10 protein-coding genes and 3 pseudogenes are annotated in these 14,604 nt (G+C 60.3%); 10 read left to right on the top strand and 3 right to left on the bottom strand.

Annotation, left to right across the window (positions count from 1 at the left end):
* Nucleotides 1-25: 25 nt before the first annotated feature.
* Together B0G80_RS34865 and B0G80_RS34860 are read right to left on the bottom strand one after the other, a co-directional pair.
* Nucleotides 26-748 (bottom strand): SDR family oxidoreductase, encoded by a 723-nt coding sequence (locus B0G80_RS34865; RefSeq protein ID WP_220377506.1) that lies wholly within the window; start codon nucleotides 746-748, stop codon nucleotides 26-28.
* Nucleotides 749-932: 184 nt separating this feature from the next.
* On the bottom strand, nucleotides 933-1,907 hold the full coding sequence (locus B0G80_RS34860) for an SDR family NAD(P)-dependent oxidoreductase (protein ID WP_116122310.1): 975 nt from the start codon (nucleotides 1,905-1,907) through the stop codon (nucleotides 933-935).
* A 130-nt stretch (nucleotides 1,908-2,037) separates the two neighbouring features.
* Between B0G80_RS34860 and B0G80_RS34855 the strand changes: the two genes are divergently transcribed.
* The 10 genes and pseudogenes from B0G80_RS34855 (at nucleotide 2,038) to B0G80_RS34805 (ending at nucleotide 12,599) form a co-directional block, all read left to right on the top strand.
* On the top strand, nucleotides 2,038-2,652 hold the full coding sequence (locus tag B0G80_RS34855; protein ID WP_116122309.1) for a TetR/AcrR family transcriptional regulator: 615 nt from the start codon (nucleotides 2,038-2,040) through the stop codon (nucleotides 2,650-2,652).
* A gap of 270 nt (nucleotides 2,653-2,922) precedes the next feature.
* A pseudogene (locus tag B0G80_RS34850) lies at nucleotides 2,923-3,270 on the top strand (tyrosine-type recombinase/integrase); the annotation flags it as partial.
* Nucleotides 3,271-3,426: 156 nt separating this feature from the next.
* Nucleotides 3,427-4,551: pseudogene (locus B0G80_RS34845) on the top strand (IS701 family transposase); the annotation flags it as partial.
* 289 nt (nucleotides 4,552-4,840) lie between these two features.
* A protein-coding gene (locus tag B0G80_RS34840) for an IS5 family transposase (protein WP_408968843.1) occupies nucleotides 4,841-5,654 on the top strand; the annotation gives its coding sequence in 2 pieces (ribosomal slippage) (nucleotides 4,841-5,190 and nucleotides 5,189-5,654; 816 coding nt in all).
* An 8-nt stretch (nucleotides 5,655-5,662) separates the two neighbouring features.
* Nucleotides 5,663-5,832: pseudogene (locus B0G80_RS34835) on the top strand (IS3 family transposase); the annotation flags it as partial.
* Nucleotides 5,833-6,042: 210 nt separating this feature from the next.
* Entirely contained in the window at nucleotides 6,043-7,632 is a 1,590-nt protein-coding gene (gene mdlC / locus B0G80_RS34825; protein ID WP_116122307.1) for a benzoylformate decarboxylase, read from the top strand.
* 55 nt (nucleotides 7,633-7,687) lie between these two features.
* Complete coding sequence (locus tag B0G80_RS34820) at nucleotides 7,688-9,139, top strand: aldehyde dehydrogenase (RefSeq protein WP_116122306.1); 1,452 nt, start codon at nucleotides 7,688-7,690, stop codon at nucleotides 9,137-9,139.
* 265 nt (nucleotides 9,140-9,404) lie between these two features.
* Nucleotides 9,405-10,751 carry an MFS transporter gene (locus tag B0G80_RS34815; RefSeq protein ID WP_116122305.1) on the top strand — a complete coding sequence of 449 codons (1,347 nt, stop codon included), beginning with the start codon at nucleotides 9,405-9,407 and terminating at the stop codon, nucleotides 10,749-10,751.
* A 123-nt stretch (nucleotides 10,752-10,874) separates the two neighbouring features.
* Nucleotides 10,875-12,020, top strand: coding sequence for an alpha-hydroxy-acid oxidizing protein (locus B0G80_RS34810; RefSeq protein WP_116123838.1), 1,146 nt, complete (start codon nucleotides 10,875-10,877; stop codon nucleotides 12,018-12,020).
* Between the two features lie 87 nt (nucleotides 12,021-12,107).
* On the top strand, nucleotides 12,108-12,599 hold the full coding sequence (locus B0G80_RS34805; protein WP_181920124.1) for a hypothetical protein: 492 nt from the start codon (nucleotides 12,108-12,110) through the stop codon (nucleotides 12,597-12,599).
* A gap of 57 nt (nucleotides 12,600-12,656) precedes the next feature.
* On the opposite strand, the gene B0G80_RS34800 is transcribed toward B0G80_RS34805, so the two are convergent.
* Nucleotides 12,657-14,309, bottom strand: a complete 1,653-nt coding sequence (locus tag B0G80_RS34800) for a Na+/H+ antiporter (protein ID WP_116123837.1) — start codon at nucleotides 14,307-14,309, stop codon at nucleotides 12,657-12,659.
* Nucleotides 14,310-14,604 lie beyond the last annotated feature (295 nt).

Here is a 14,604-nt window from a genome sequence, read left to right as displayed (position 1 = left end):
TCAGGGCCGTACCCGCGTACCGCCTTCAGAGTTGCGACCAACCGCCATCGACTGGAAGTTCCATGCCTGTCGTGAAGGTCGCATCGAACCCGAGGTAGAGGACCGCCTTCGCAATTTCCTCCGACGTGCCGAAGCGCTTCATCGGAATCATGTCGATCGTCTTCTCCCTAACCTGGGCGACCACGGCTTTATCGGGGAACACTTTGTCGAGGATCGGCGTGTCGATGGGGCCGGGCGTCACCGCGTTGACGCGAATTTCGCGAGGAAGCAGCTCGGCGGCGAGCGTCCGAGCGAGTGATCGCAGCGCAGCCTTGGCTGCTCCGTAGGTGGCTTGGCCCGGCAGTCCCTTGACGTTGGCGACGGAGGTCGTGAGGACGACGGAGCCTCCCCGATTGATCAGCGACGCGAACTTCTGGACCGCGAAAAAGGGGCCCTTGGCGTTCAGGTTGAACATCTCGTCATAGATGGCTTCGGTCACGCTCCCGAGAGGCGTTGGAATGCTGAACCCGGCGTTGACGAAAAGCAGGTCGATGGTGTCGAACTCGGTCTTCACCTGAGCGGCGAGGGCGTCGATGTCGGTTAGCGACCGCGCGTCGCTCGAAACCACGATCGCGCCGTCCCCAAGCTCTTGCTGCGCCGACTCCAAGCCCTCCTGCGAGCGGCCGGTCACCAGAACGCGCGCGCCCCCGTCGAGGAGCATCTTCGCTGTCGCGAGCCCCATGCCGCTCGTGCCGCCGATAATCACCACCTTTTTATCCTAGTACCGGTTCATATGTGTTCTCCTTGAGAGGGTTAGGGTTACGTGGCCGATACTTGGCTACTTTGCATTACTATTCAATTAAAATACCGTATGGCCCGTAGGCGATCATGTAACTACGCAATCGCCCGCTGATTCTGGCAACTGCGACCATTTCGCCGCGACCGGCGCGCCTTCAGGACACCGCGCGTAAGGATTCCGCGTACGACCAGTTGACGCCAGAGACGTTGACGACGGCCTGCCACGCGGCTTCTTGATTAGCGCCATCGAGGAGGTGTGGGTGTAGCTGCGCCTCAATTGGGCCTGAGAACTTCCCTTGAGCGGAGGCGAAGAATTGCCCTGAGACCTCGGTTCCGAACTTCGAGGCCTGGATATACCGGCCCGCTGCCGTCTCCGGCGTCTGATTCATGCCGGGAATGAGGTTCGCGATCGGGATAAACAGATACTTCACGGCCAGACTAGCTTGTCGCGAAACGTTGGTCGCAGTCGCCGCACCGGGCGAGACAGCGTACACGGCCATGCCAGGGGGTAGCCTCCGCGCCAGCGCTGCGACCCACCAGGCGACGAAGAGCTTCGCGTCGGCATACGCATTGTTGGGCACGTACTTCACGTTCGGCCCGTTGCGAATCAGGGCTTCCATAGCAGCGGTCAGGTCGCCCTGGTGGTATTTGGCAGCGAGTGCGTCCACGTCGGTGTACTTGAACATGGGTACGCCCCCTCGGGCAGGCTCCGCGCTGGTGATGACAATCCGCGCGTTGGGGCTCAGCAGGTTGGCGCGGAGCAACCCGACAGTCAATTGATGATGACCGATGAGCGGGGCCTGAGAAGCCTCGACGCCCTCCGCAGTGATCACGCGCGCCTTGCCAGGAACCATCCCTGCATTGAGCAGTAGGAAATCGATCGGCCGACCTCGCTTGACGAGTTCGGCGAGCGCGGACTGGACGCTGGCCGGCGTGTCCAACTCCAGTTCAAGCGGCGTGAAGACCTGTCTTTTAGTTTCCGCTGCGAGTTGAGCGGCCGTTTCCTGGACCCGAGCCAAGCTACGGCCAGTGACGATGATCTCGCGCCAGCCCTCTCCGGCAAGTGTGCTGGCAGCCGCATAACCGAGCCCGGAGGTGGCACCGGTGACGAGCACGATCGAATGTTCCATGGGCGTCTCAGTGGAAGGGGGAAGGGGGAAGGGGGGAAGGTCGGGTCGTGAGGCCACGGACGACTTGCTAATTTCGAACTATTCAGTTATATATTGATGCGATGACGAGTGTCAAGGAGTTTTGAACCAAATGATTCAAAATGCTGCTAGACCGAGGGGCCGACCGCGCAGCTTCGACGAGACAGGGGCGCTGGAAAAGGCGACTCAGGTGTTCTGGTCGAAAGGCTACGACGGAGTGACGATTGACGATCTCGTCGCCGGGATGGGTGTGGGACGGCCGAGCCTGTATGCCGTCTTTGGGGACAAACGGGCCATATTCTTGCGGGTCCTCAAGGCGTACGCAGAACGGAAAGGCGCGTCAGCCGCGAAGGCACTCCTCTCACCACACAGTCTTCTCGACTCGATCACGGACTTTCTGAGGTACGCCGTCGAAAGTGCGACCGAGAAAGGGTCCGCCCGGGGCTGCCTTCTGATTTGCGTCGCGCCGCTTGTGGACGACCCTGAGGTCCGGCAGTTCCTGCAAAACGCGGCCGCTGGTGGCATCGCGCTGGTGGAAGGTCGTTTCCGGGACGCAATCAGCGCGGGAGAAATCCCATCTGACTTTCCCGTCGCCGCGCGCGCAACCCAAGTCACGGATTTAGCGCGTGGGCTAACCATGCGTGCGCAGCTAGGAGTGCCGCGCAAGATGCTCCTCAAAGATGCCGAGGAAGCGGCCGACTTGGTGCTCCTGCCGCGACGCGTCTGACGGGTTATTGGACAAAAATTCATTGAGAAATGATCACGACAACTGACATGAGCGGCGGATCCGGGCGTTTCGTCGTCTGATGAACAAAGTGGCGACGTGGTCAATCGACTCCAGGCGCGCCGATGGGAACACAACAGTTTTTTTCACTTACTGCGGCAGTGCGGGACGGATATTTTCATTTTCCTTGGCACGTGCTGGTTGCTCGACGCCACTCTTGCTGAAAAATCGCCTTAACTTCAACGACGCATTTTTCATTATTGGTGGCACCCGACAGAGCAGACTCAGCAAAGCGTTGCGGCCTGGATTTCGACGCGGGGGCTCAAGCCCGCCGATTATTTGTTCCCGAGTCGGCTGCACGCGTCAGCGCACGTGTCGACGCGCCAGTACGCTCGCATCGTGCATCGATCGGTCGCGTCAATCGGACTGGACGATGCTGCGTACGGCACTCACACGATGCGCCGCACGAAGGCATCGTTGATCTATCGGCGCACGAAGAACCTGCGCGCAGTTCAGCTCCTCTTAGGCCATACCAAACTTGAAAGTACGGTGCGTTACCTCGGGATTGAGGTAGGCGACGCGCTCGAGATGGCCGAGCAACGGAGGTTTGACAGACCATGACCGGCGAGTGGGCGCTTGCCGGCCAACTGCGGCCCTCCGGCCGCTGATCCGCGCAGACATTCGAGCGTCCGCTCTGCTCCATCAACCGGCTTAGTACTACAGCCGTAGATTTTTTTACTATACTCAAATAATTAAGGATTACTATACGTTAAGGCTATGCATTCGACTGCAAAAGCGTGGGAGCGTGAACTGGAGGTACTGCACCAGCGGCTCGGGGAACTGTTCAGGCGTCCGGAGCCCCGACAGCGGTCGCTCGCATACCTGAAGGGCCTGCTGGGTACAGTCGAGCGCAAGAACGGCTGGCAACTCGCCGAATGGATCGGCGAAGCGACACCCGATGGCGTACAGCACCTGCTGGAGCGGGCGCAATGGGACGCGGATGCCGCTCGCGATGTGCTGCGTAGCTATGTAGTGGAAGAACTGGGCGAGCGTGACGCGGTGCTGATTGTGGACGAGACCGGCTTCCTCAAGAAGGGACAGCACTCGGCCGGTGTTCAACGCCAGTACAGTGGCACGGCAGGTCGTATCGAGAACAGCCAGATCGGCGTGTTCCTCTGCTATGCCGGTCGTGGCGGCAGTGCGTTCATCGACCGCGAACTGTATGTACCCAAGGTGTGGACCGATGACCGGGTGCGCTGCGAGGCAGCGGGCATTCCCGGGTCGGTGGAATTCGCAACGAAGCCACAGCTTGCGCGTCGTATGCTTGAGCGGGCGCTGGACGCAGGGGTGCCGTGCGGCTGGGTCACGGGGGATGAAGTCTACGGCGGTGACCGTCACCTGCGGCTGTGGCTCGAGTCGCGCGGCCAGTCTTTCGTGCTGGCCGTTGCGAAGAACGAACCCCTATGGTGGAAAGGTCCAGAGTACGTACGGGCAGACCGGATCGCCGAGGCCCTGCCGGCAAGGGCATGGCGCCGCCTGTCAGCGGGTGCCGGCGCCAAGGGCGAGCGCCTGTATGACTGGGCGCTGACTCCGCTGTGGCGCTTGCAGATCACCGAAGAGGAGCGCCGCTTCGGGCATTACCTGCTGGTGCGACGCAGCCTGGACGAGCAACGCGAACATGCGTATTACGTCGTATACGCACCGCGCAGCAAGGCCACACGGCAAACCCTGGTGAACGTCGCGGGCCGCAGGTGGGAAATCGAGACCGGCTTCGAGGCGACCAAAGGCGAATGCGGACTCGATCAGTATGAGGTGCGCCGATGGCAAGGCTGGTATCGCCACATCACGCTGGCTCTGCTGGCCCATGCAGTACTCGTCACCCTGCGGGTGCACGGCAAAAAAAACACCTGAAGGTTTGGTGCCGCTCAGCGTGCAGGAGATCCGCCGGCTGCTCTGTCGCATCCTGTGGCGCGGCGCCCACTCTATCGCGTACGTGTTGTCCTGTTCGGCATGGCGGCGCCGACACCAGTACCGCGCCCAGCAGTGCCACTACCGAAGACGAGGATGTGTGCCTCCAGTTTACCCAGATCTACGGCTGTAGTATTAGACGCTGTTGCGAAATTAAATTTTGGGTCTGTTAACTTTTTCGGCTTGGTGTTAACTTCTGTCTTGTTTTGCCTGACAGGAAGCGATGCCAGAAGAACTTATAGACGACGAATTGTGGTCACTCATCGAACCCCTGCTGCCAGCGCGAGCACCGCGCAATCGCCAGTATGCGGGCCGCCAACCGATACCCGACCGCGCCGTGCTAACGGGCATAGTCTTCGTGTTGCGCTCGGGCATTGCGTGGAACCTTCTACCACAGGAAATGGGATGTGGTTCGGGTACAGCTTGCTGGCGACGGCTCGTCGCGTGGCAAGAAGCGGGTGTCTGGCAACACATCCACGAAACGTTGCTGGCCGAACTGCGTCGCCGTGGCGAAATCGATTTCTCGCGTGCGCTCGTCGACAGCTCATCGATTCGCGCCGTGCTGGCGGGAAAAAAAAACCGGCCCGAATCCCACGGACCGGCGCAAGCTCGGCAGCAAACACCGCCCCATCGTCGACGCGCAAGGCATCCCGCTCGCGGTCATCCTGAGCGCGGCGAACCGGCACGACATTACCCAGCTTGATGCGCTGGTCGATGCCATTCCACACATCCGGGGCAAGCGGGGCCGTCCCCTGCACAAGCCGCAAATCGTTCAGGGCGACCGGGGCTACAGTTCCGAACCCCATCGGCGGCGCTTGCGCGAGCGAGGCATCACGCCAGTGCTCGCAAAAATCGGCTCGCCGCATGGCAGTGGGCTTGGAAAAACGCGTTGGCTAGTCGAGCGTTCGATCGCGTGGCTTCACTCGTTTCGACGGCTCAAGATTCGTTACGAACGCTATGCGCATGTTCACGAAGCATTCCTGTCTTTGGCTTGCGCCTTAATTTGCTGGACGCGCCTAAAGCCTCTGTTTAACTAATTTCGCAACAGCTTCTTAGCCGGCAATGGCCGGTTTCCGTGGCCTGTCAGGCGCTGGGCGTCAGTCCCGTCCCAGCGGCTATCACAACCGCAAAGCCCGTGACGTTGATTCTGAGCGACCGCGTCAGCGCATCAGCAACGACGCACTGCTGGTCCACACTCGCGCCGTACATGCCGAGCTCATGTTCTTCCCAGGCGGGGCTCGATACCAACGAGGCAACCTGCGATGCTTCCTGAGCCGCGCGGCGAGGGAACGTTGACCCGCAGCCATTGCGATCGTGATCAGGACAGATTTGGCTTGCCTTTACGTAGAGAGCCCGTCAGGTGACGCAATTCGTCGAGCAGTTTCACAGCGGGCGTCGGCAGGGTGCCTTGCCGACGACGGAACGATGCAACGAAACACAAGTGGGCAGCCGACCGTTCGCGATGCCGTCGTGGACTTGATGCGGCGCCTCGGAATGACGTCCGTGTTTGCCAATCCCGGCTCAACCGAGCTACCCATGTTCCGCGACTTCCCGGTGGACTTCCGGTACGTGCTCGGGTTGCAGGAAGCTGTCGTTGTCGGTATGGCGGATGGGTATGCCCAAGCGACCGGCAATGCCGCTCTGGTCAATCTGCATTCAGCGGCCGGTGTCGGCAACGCGATGGGCAACATATTCACGGCTTTCAAGAATCGGACGCCGTTGGTTATTACTGCTGGCCAGCAGGCCCGTTCGATTCTGCCGTTCGATCCGTTTCTGTCGGCATCGCAAGCAACCGAGTTGCCGCGGCCCTATGTGAAGTGGAGCATTGAACCGGCTCGTGCCGCGGATGTTCCGCTTGCGCTCGCCCGTGCTTACCACGTGGCGATGCAGGAGCCGCGTGGCCCGGTGTTCGTTTCCATTCCGGTCGACGACTGGGATCAGCCGGCCGACCTCGTCGAGGTGACACGGGTCAGCACCCGGTTCCGCCCCGATCCGCTTCTGATTGCGGAGATCGGTGATGCGCTGGACAACTGCAAACGGCCAGCCATCGTCGTGGGAGCGGAACTCGATCGTGCCGATGCCTGGCGTGAGGCAATCCAGCTAGCCGAGCGCCACAATGCGCGGGTTTATGTTGCGCCAATGTCGTCGCGCTGCAGCTTCCCTGAAGATCATCGACTTTTCGCCGGATTCCTTCCGGCGATGCGCGAAAAAATCGTTCGGATTCTGAATGGGCATGACCTGATCTTTGCCGTCGGGGCGCCGGCTTTTGCGTATCACGTCGAAGGCAGTGGGCCCCACGTGCCTGATGGCGCGGCGTTGTGCCAGCTCATCGACGATCCGGCTACCGCGGCGTGGACACCCGTCGGCATGTCGGTGGTGGCGAACATTCGCCTGGGGCTTGTGGACCTGCTCGCCCGTCCGGCGCCGCATAGCCGGCCGCTACCGGCTCCTCGCGAGGTAGTTGAGCGAGCCGAGCCCACGGCAATCATGTCAGTCGCGTATGCATTGCAGACGCTGTCCGAGGTCCGCAACGCAGCGGATATCGTGGTCGAGGAGGCGCCTAGTTCGCGCCCCGTCATGCAACGTTATCTGCCCTTCACGCGCAGTCAGACGTTTTACACGATGGCAAGCGGCGGTCTGGGCTACGGCATGCCCGCGGCAGTGGGCGTGGCTCTGGGCAAACCCGGCAGCCGCGTGATCGGCCTGATCGGTGACGGCTCGACCATGTATTCGCCGCAGGCGATCTATAGCGCGGTCCAACTCGATCTCCCTGTCACATTTGTCATTCTGAATAACTCTCGCTACGCCGCCTTGCAGGAGTTTGCGCCCGTGTTTGGCTTCTCCGCATCGGACCCGGTACAGGGCACCGACCTCCCTGGGCTGGATTTCGTCTCTCTAGCCAACAGCATGGGTTGCAAAGGGGTTCGAGTGAGCGACGCGCTGTTGCTGAAGTCCGCGCTGGAAGACGCGTTGTCTTCGGGTAAAACGCGCCTTGTAGAAATTGTCGTGGCCTAACAGTGAGTCGGTGGTTCGGCAGGCTGAATTTTTAAACATATTCCAGGAGACGGTAATGAATCAGGTACCGATGTTGATCAACGGCGAGCGCACAATGGCGCGCGATGGAGCGACATTTGAGCGCCGTAACCCGCTCGATAACACGGTTGCATCGACGGCACCGGCCGCGACGGTCGCCGATGCACAAGCCGCGGTGCACGCTGCGGCCGCTGCGTTGCCAGCATGGTCGGCGACGGGGCCCGGCGAGCGACGCGCGTTGCTAAGTCGAGCCGCAGATGCACTCGAAGCAAAGGGCGACGCTTTCGCGCTGGCAATGGCAACCGAAACAGGCGCGTCACGCCTGTGGGCGGATTTCAACGTCAAACTTGCAGCGGGCGGGTTGCGCGAAGCCGCTGCAATGACCACGCAGATTTCGGGCGAAGTGATTCCGTCGGACGTGCCTGGCAGTCTCGCGTTGGGGGTTCGGCAGGCTGCCGGCGTCGTGCTCGGAATCGCACCGTGGAACGCTCCTGTCATCCTTGGCGTGCGTGCTATCGCGTTGCCGCTGGCGTGCGGCAATACCGTCGTGCTCAAGGGTTCCGAAATTTGCCCCGCGACCCACGGCCTTATCATCGAGGCGTTACAGGACGCCGGACTGCCACGTGGCGTCGTGAACTTCGTCACGAATGCGCCGGCGAATGCGGGCGATATTGTCGAGGCGATGATTGCCGAGCCGGCGGTCAGACGTGTGAACTTCACGGGTTCGACGCGCATCGGCCGCATCGTCGCTGCACAGTGCGCGAAATATCTGAAGCCTTCAGTGCTTGAGCTCGGCGGAAAGGCTCCGTTTCTAGTTCTTCACGATGCCGATATCGAAGCTGCAGTTCAAGGCGCAGCATTCGGGGCGTTTGCAAATTCCGGTCAGATCTGCATGTCCACCGAACGCATCGTCGTCGACACGAAGATCGCCGATGAATTCGTCGCGCGACTGGCCGAAAAGGCGAAGAGCCTGCCGCTTGGCGATCCGAGAAAGGGCCCGGCCGTACTTGGCTCCGTTGTAGACATGGCAACCGTCAGGAGATGCAACGACTTGATCGACGACGCGCTGGCGAAGGGGGCGACGTTAGTGTGCGGAGGAAAGTCCGAAACCACGCTCATGCCAGCCACGTTGCTCGATCACGTCACGGCGGACATGCGTATCTACCGGGAGGAGTCGTTCGGGCCCGTCAAGGCGATCGTCCGCGTCGATGGAGACGAAGAGGCCGTCGCATGCGCAAATGACAATGAATACGGTTTGTCGTCGGCAGTCTTCAGCCGTGACGTTGCGCGTGCGTTGACGGTAGCGAAGCGTATTGAGTCGGGGCTTTGCCACGTTAATGGGCCAACGGTTCACGACGAGGCGCAAATGCCGTTTGGCGGGATGAAGTCCAGCGGTTTTGGGCATTTCGGTGGCAAAGCCGGGATCGCGGAATTTACCGATTTGCGCTGGATCACCGTGCAAACAACGCCTCGTCACTATCCGTTCTAACGGTTGCTACGGTCGCGAAGCCCCTCTTTCTCACGGTGAAAGAGATGGGCCTCTGGCTCATGGGCGCGAACAGAAGAACAACGATATACCAGTGAGAAGCATTCGCTCCGGGAAAGATGAGCGATCAAATTAAGGAGACCGCAATGCCTGTCGTCAATTTCGAGTTGTCACTCTGTCGCACCCAGTTCGAGTTTGACCATCCTGTCAGGGAACAGGTTAGCCAGGACTGCGATTCAGACTTCGCTGGTCTGGCTCGGGGGGCGAAATGAACGATCGTAATTCCGGTCTGCCGACCGTAGACATCGGCCGCACCCTTGATGATGGACCATTCTCAACTTTTCAGCGAATGGTCGTCTTTCTCGCCGCGCTTGCGATCGTGATGGATGGATTCGATGGACAACTCATCGGCTTCGCCATTCCCAGCTTGATCAAGGAATGGGGCATCACGCGCAACGCATTTGCGCCCGCCGTTGCTGCCGGCCTCGTCGGCATGGGTATAGGCAGCGCGTTCGCCGGGCTTTTCGCGGACAGGTTCGGTCGACGCTGGGCAATCATCGGGAGCGTGCTGGTATTTGGCTTGGCGACGAGTTCGATTGCTCTATCGCCGGACGTCATGACCATTGCAATCCTGCGCTTCTTCGCGGGACTGGGTATCGGCGGTGCGCTGCCAAGCTCGACGACCATGACGGCGGAATTTACGCCTGCTCGCCGGCGGACGCTCGCGGTGACTGCAACCATCGTTTGCGTACCGCTGGGGGGCATGCTTGCCGGACTGTTCGCGAGCGTTGTGCTTCCTCACTATGGCTGGCGGGGACTTTTTCTAATTGGAGGCACGCTTCCCGTAGCTCTGGCGGTCCTGCTGTTTTTCGTCATGCCGGAGTCACCGCGTTATCTTGCCCGCCATAACGAACGTTGGAACGAACCGCGTCACCTGCTGACCCGCATGTCCCGCTCGATTCAGCCGGATGCTGTGTTCGCTGATCAGAAGGAGCAGAAGGCGGGACAGCGTCCGGGCTTTCGTGCTCTATTCACGGACGGTCAGGGCCGTGACACGATCGCAATCTGGATCGCTTTCTTCATGAACCTGATCGCGGTCTACAGCGCATTCAGCTGGCTGCCGACGATGCTTGCTGGCGAGGGTCTCAGCCCTTCGGTGGCAGGTTCAGGTCTTACCGCCTATAACCTGGGCGGCGTCTTGGGCGCACTGGGCTGCGCAGTGGCAATCGGTCGGTTCGGGTCGCGCTGGCCTTTGCTCGTGTGCTGCCTGATGGCATCCGCGAGCGCGCTTTTCCTGCGCGGTCTTGACGTCTCTGCCCACACGACGTTGCTTGTGTTCGGAATTGGTTTGCACGGCCTCTTTGTGAACGCAGTTCAGTCGACCATGTACGCCCTTTGCGCCTACGTCTATCCGACCGAGATACGCGCGACCGGGACCGCATCCGCACTCGCATTCGGGCGGCTCGGAGCGATTCTTAGCGCGTTCGCGGGGGCGTTCGTGATCACGCAGGGAGGAGCGTCGGCGTACCTGGGCATGCTTGGTGGAGCGATGTTGATGGTCTTTATCTGCCTGATGATCGTGCGTCATCACATTCCGCCCGTCAATCGCGCCTGACCTCAGTCTTGAGGGTGGCGTTTGCTACGGGCCTTGCGCAGAGTAGACAACGACTTCATTCATCTCGGATTGAATCAGAGAAAGCACCTGACAGTGCCTTCTGTTGGAGATTTTACGCAAATCATGACTACAGGATTTCCCGGCATTTTCTCCGTCAGCGACTATCGTGACGAAGCCAGACGGCGGTTGCCAAGAATGGTGTTCGACTATCTGGAAGGCGCGGCGGACGATGAATCGGGGCCAAGGCATAACCGCTCGGCGTTCGATAAATGGCAGTTATTGCCACGTCGACTGTCGGATGTCAGCGCACGAGAGCAGTCCGTGGTGCTTTTAGGCCAACGGATCCCATTACCGCTGGTGATCGCACCGACGGGCCTCAATAGCGCATTCTGGCCCAAGGGTGACCTCGCACTTGCACGTGCAGCGGGCAAAGCCGGTATTCCCTTTGCACTATCCACGGCTTCCAACATGTCCATCGAGGAGGTTGCAAAAGGGGCCGACGGAGAACTGTGGTTTCAGCTGTACGTCGTTCATCGCAACCTCGCGAAGAGCCTGGTCAATCGTGCCCGCTCGGCTCGCTATTCGACCTTGATCCTCACCACCGATGTAGCAGTCAACGGCTTTCGCCAACGCGATCTTCGCAATGGCTTTGCCATGCCGTTCAAGGCAAGTGCACGTGCGGCTGTCGACGGACTATTGCACCCACGTTGGCTTTGGTCTTACCTGAGGAACGGCATGCCGGAGTTGAAAAATTTCGCTACGGATGATGCATCGGACACGGCCGCCCAGGCAGCGGTTCTTCGCAGACAGATGGATGCGAGCTTCAGTTGGGATGACCTGCGCCGCTTGCGGGACGAATGGCCAGGCAAACTCCTTGTCAAGGGCGTCGTGACGGCCGATGATGCCGTGCGGTGCGTCGAGCTCGGCGCGGACGGCATCATCGTTTCAAACCACGGCGGCAGGCAACTCGCCGACCTGCCCGCGACAGCCGACGTGCTGCCGGATATTGTCGAGAGCACCTCGGGAACGACGGTCATTCTCGATAGCGGCATACGGACGGGGGCTGATGTCGTCAAGGGAATCGCGTTGGGGGCAAATGCCGTGATGCTGGGGCGCGCCACCCTATACGGGCTGGCTGCCAGAGGGGAAATCGGAGTTAGCGACGTCATTGAGATGATCAAGCAGGAAACAGACCGGACGCTCGCCCTCATCGGTTGTCGCTCGGTCAGTGAGCTCGATCGCAGCTACATATCGAGGCGACCGTCATAGATCATCGGTTGCGCATTGACGCCAGTTTCTGGATGCGCAATTCTTCGGGATAGCTATCCCGCGTATATGCCGTCGGAATCTTATGCCATGAATACAGTGACTACAACGGATCATTACGATCGCGACGACAGGCTTTCGGCATGGGCGGATCAGGTCCGGGCCAGCTGCGTCCCCATGGTTTTCAGGACCGAGTCGGATCAGGGATTTCGTGGCGAGATCTCTAGTGTGAACACGGACGGAGTGTGCGTGTCCCGGATCTCGGCGGTCGATCACGTTGCGGCTCATGAGTGGGACGAAGTTCAGCGCACTGCGGACGACTACCTGCTTGTGTCGATACAGATCGAGGGACGAGGTGCGGTCGAGCAGGATGCCCGCACCGCGTTTGTCGCCGCCCTGTCGCCGAGATTCTCGACAGAACGCCGGTGGAGACGGTCGCCGATGACCAGACCTCATCAAACGACGGTTGCTCGTCCGAACTGGCGAGAAGTGGCGGAGATCGGTAGCGGGACCATCCAGCTCGCCATGTCGTTCCACGGCGAGCCGGTCGGAGGTTTTCGTGTCGCTGCCGTGTTGGCTTGATACCGATTGAAACTGGATGGTTTTTCTTCGAAACAACAGTCATCCAGTAACGGGGCCTCAGGTTCGGGAACCGCGGACACTAAACCGTGACTCCTGCAGATCGACCTCGCGAACCAGGTCTCGAACCATTTCGTCCGTCAGCTTGCCCGACTGAGCAATACGATAAAGCTCTTCCCGTTCGGCACTGAGGGCAAGGAGGCGCATCTTGCGTTCGATCTGGTCGATCTGCATGCCGTGCCTCGCGTGCGCCCCGATATGGCAGCGCGATTCGATCTGCTCGCGATAGTGTGCGATGAGACGCGCGCCGGCCTGCGAGAAAAGGTCGGCGTCTTCCGCCGCCTTCCCTGTCTTATGAAGGGCACGCTCAACGGCAATAATCGCCGCCCGAGCCGCAGCGGATCGAGCCTCATCCTCTTGCAGCTGCTCCAGCGTGCCGGGAGGGACCCTGATGCCGCTCAACACATAGGGCAGCCCGACGTTTGCAGCGACCAGGGTAACGACAATCACGCCGGCGGCGAGCAATATGGCGAGGTCTCGCGCAGGGAACGACGAACCGTCTTCGAGAAACAACGGCAGGGTCATCACGCCGGAGAGCGAAACCGCGCCGCGTACCCCGGCCAACGACGTCGCCGCGATCAAACGCCAGTCTGCCGAGTTGATCGTCCGGGCGCTGCGACCGCCGCGAAACAAGATCAGGCGCAGGGCAACCCAGGTCCATAGAGACCGTACAACAAGCAGCGCGCAACTGATTACGATGACATAGAAGAGCAGCCATCCTTCCTCCTCCCTCCCGGTTTGGCGAATCGCTTGTCCGGCTTGAGCAGCGACGCTCGTAAGCTGCTGGCCAAGAAGAACAAAAATCACGCCATTGCCGGAAAATTGAAGTGCATCCCACACGGCGGCCCGGCGGATACGCGTGCCTGCCAACGCCCGTCCCGAGAACTCCTCGTAGCTCATCACGATGCCCGCCGTCGCGGCCGCCAGAATACCCGATGCGGCGAGCCTGTCTGCCACGATATACGAGCCAAACGGCAGCACCAAGCTGATAAGAATCTGTGTGCCAGTCTCTTCGCCAAAAAGTCTCGCCGTCCAGTCCTTCGCCGCGCTCGCCAAAAACGTCACCGCTGCGCCGACGGTAACACCGCCGACCAATAACCACAGGAAAGTACTCCCGGCTTCGACAAGTGAAAATGAGCCGGTCACGGCAGCCGCAATCGCAAAGCGAAGGCAGACGAGCCCCGAGGCGTCGTTCAGCAGAGCCTCCCCTTCCAGCACGTGCATTAGCCGCTTCGGAATAGGTACACGTTCGGCGATTGCCGACACCGCGACAGCATCAGTCGGAGAAAGCGTTGCCGCTAACGCAAAAGCGACGGGCAGCGGCATCATCGGAATCAGCCAATGAATGAAGAAACCTGTTCCCAGCACCGTGAACAGGACCAGACCGAGCGCGAACGCGCCGATCGTCCACTTGTCGCGAAAGAGCCCTTCCTTTGAAATGCGCCAACCATCAAGAAAAAGTAAGGGCGCGACGAACAACAGCAAAAAGACGTCTGGCGCGAGCGAAACCCGGAAGCCGAACACCTGGGCAACCAGGGCGCCTATCGCAATCTGAACAAGAGCAAGGGGAAGCGGAATCCGGGCGACACGTTTAACGAAACTGCTGGCAATGACGCACGCGAGCAGTTCGAGGGTGATTGTTATCGTTTCCAAAACGCAGTCCCCAAGGTTCCGCCCCACGTGTTGCTTCACGAAACGATGTCGCCAGGCTGACATATCGTCGTCAACTGCATCTCCGACGCCTCTGTCAACCCGTCTGACCGAGCTGCTCTGCTACACATTCGGATCGACGCAATCTTCATGTTCTCTGCGTCATTTTCTGCGCTGGCTCGCCCTTCGAATTGCTCATCGATTTTGACGTTTACACGACTTTGCAGTTTCACTTCCCCAAAACGTGCCACCTTTAGTCCCCCGCGCTGCCAACGGAACTCAATTTGAAGCGCTGTTG

This window comes from Paraburkholderia sp. BL6669N2 (assembly GCF_003387275.1).
Lineage (GTDB): Bacteria > Pseudomonadota > Gammaproteobacteria > Burkholderiales > Burkholderiaceae > Paraburkholderia.
This window is presented reverse-complemented; position numbering and strand designations above follow the sequence as displayed.

Bases quoted from the DNA above. Each gene is read 5' to 3' on its own strand.
- B0G80_RS34860 (WP_116122310.1), bottom strand. From the start codon at position 1,907: ATGGAACATTCGATCGTGCTCGTCACCGGTGCCACCTCCGGGCTCGGT.
- B0G80_RS34815 (WP_116122305.1), top strand. From the start codon at position 9,405: ATGAACGATCGTAATTCCGGTCTGCCGACCGTAGACATCGGCCGCACC.
- B0G80_RS34855 (WP_116122309.1), top strand. From the start codon at position 2,038: ATGATTCAAAATGCTGCTAGACCGAGGGGCCGACCGCGCAGCTTCGAC.
- B0G80_RS34810 (WP_116123838.1), top strand. From the start codon at position 10,875: ATGACTACAGGATTTCCCGGCATTTTCTCCGTCAGCGACTATCGTGAC.
- mdlC (WP_116122307.1), top strand. From the start codon at position 6,043: ATGCAACGAAACACAAGTGGGCAGCCGACCGTTCGCGATGCCGTCGTG.
- B0G80_RS34820 (WP_116122306.1), top strand. From the start codon at position 7,688: ATGAATCAGGTACCGATGTTGATCAACGGCGAGCGCACAATGGCGCGC.
- B0G80_RS34805 (WP_181920124.1), top strand. From the start codon at position 12,108: ATGAATACAGTGACTACAACGGATCATTACGATCGCGACGACAGGCTT.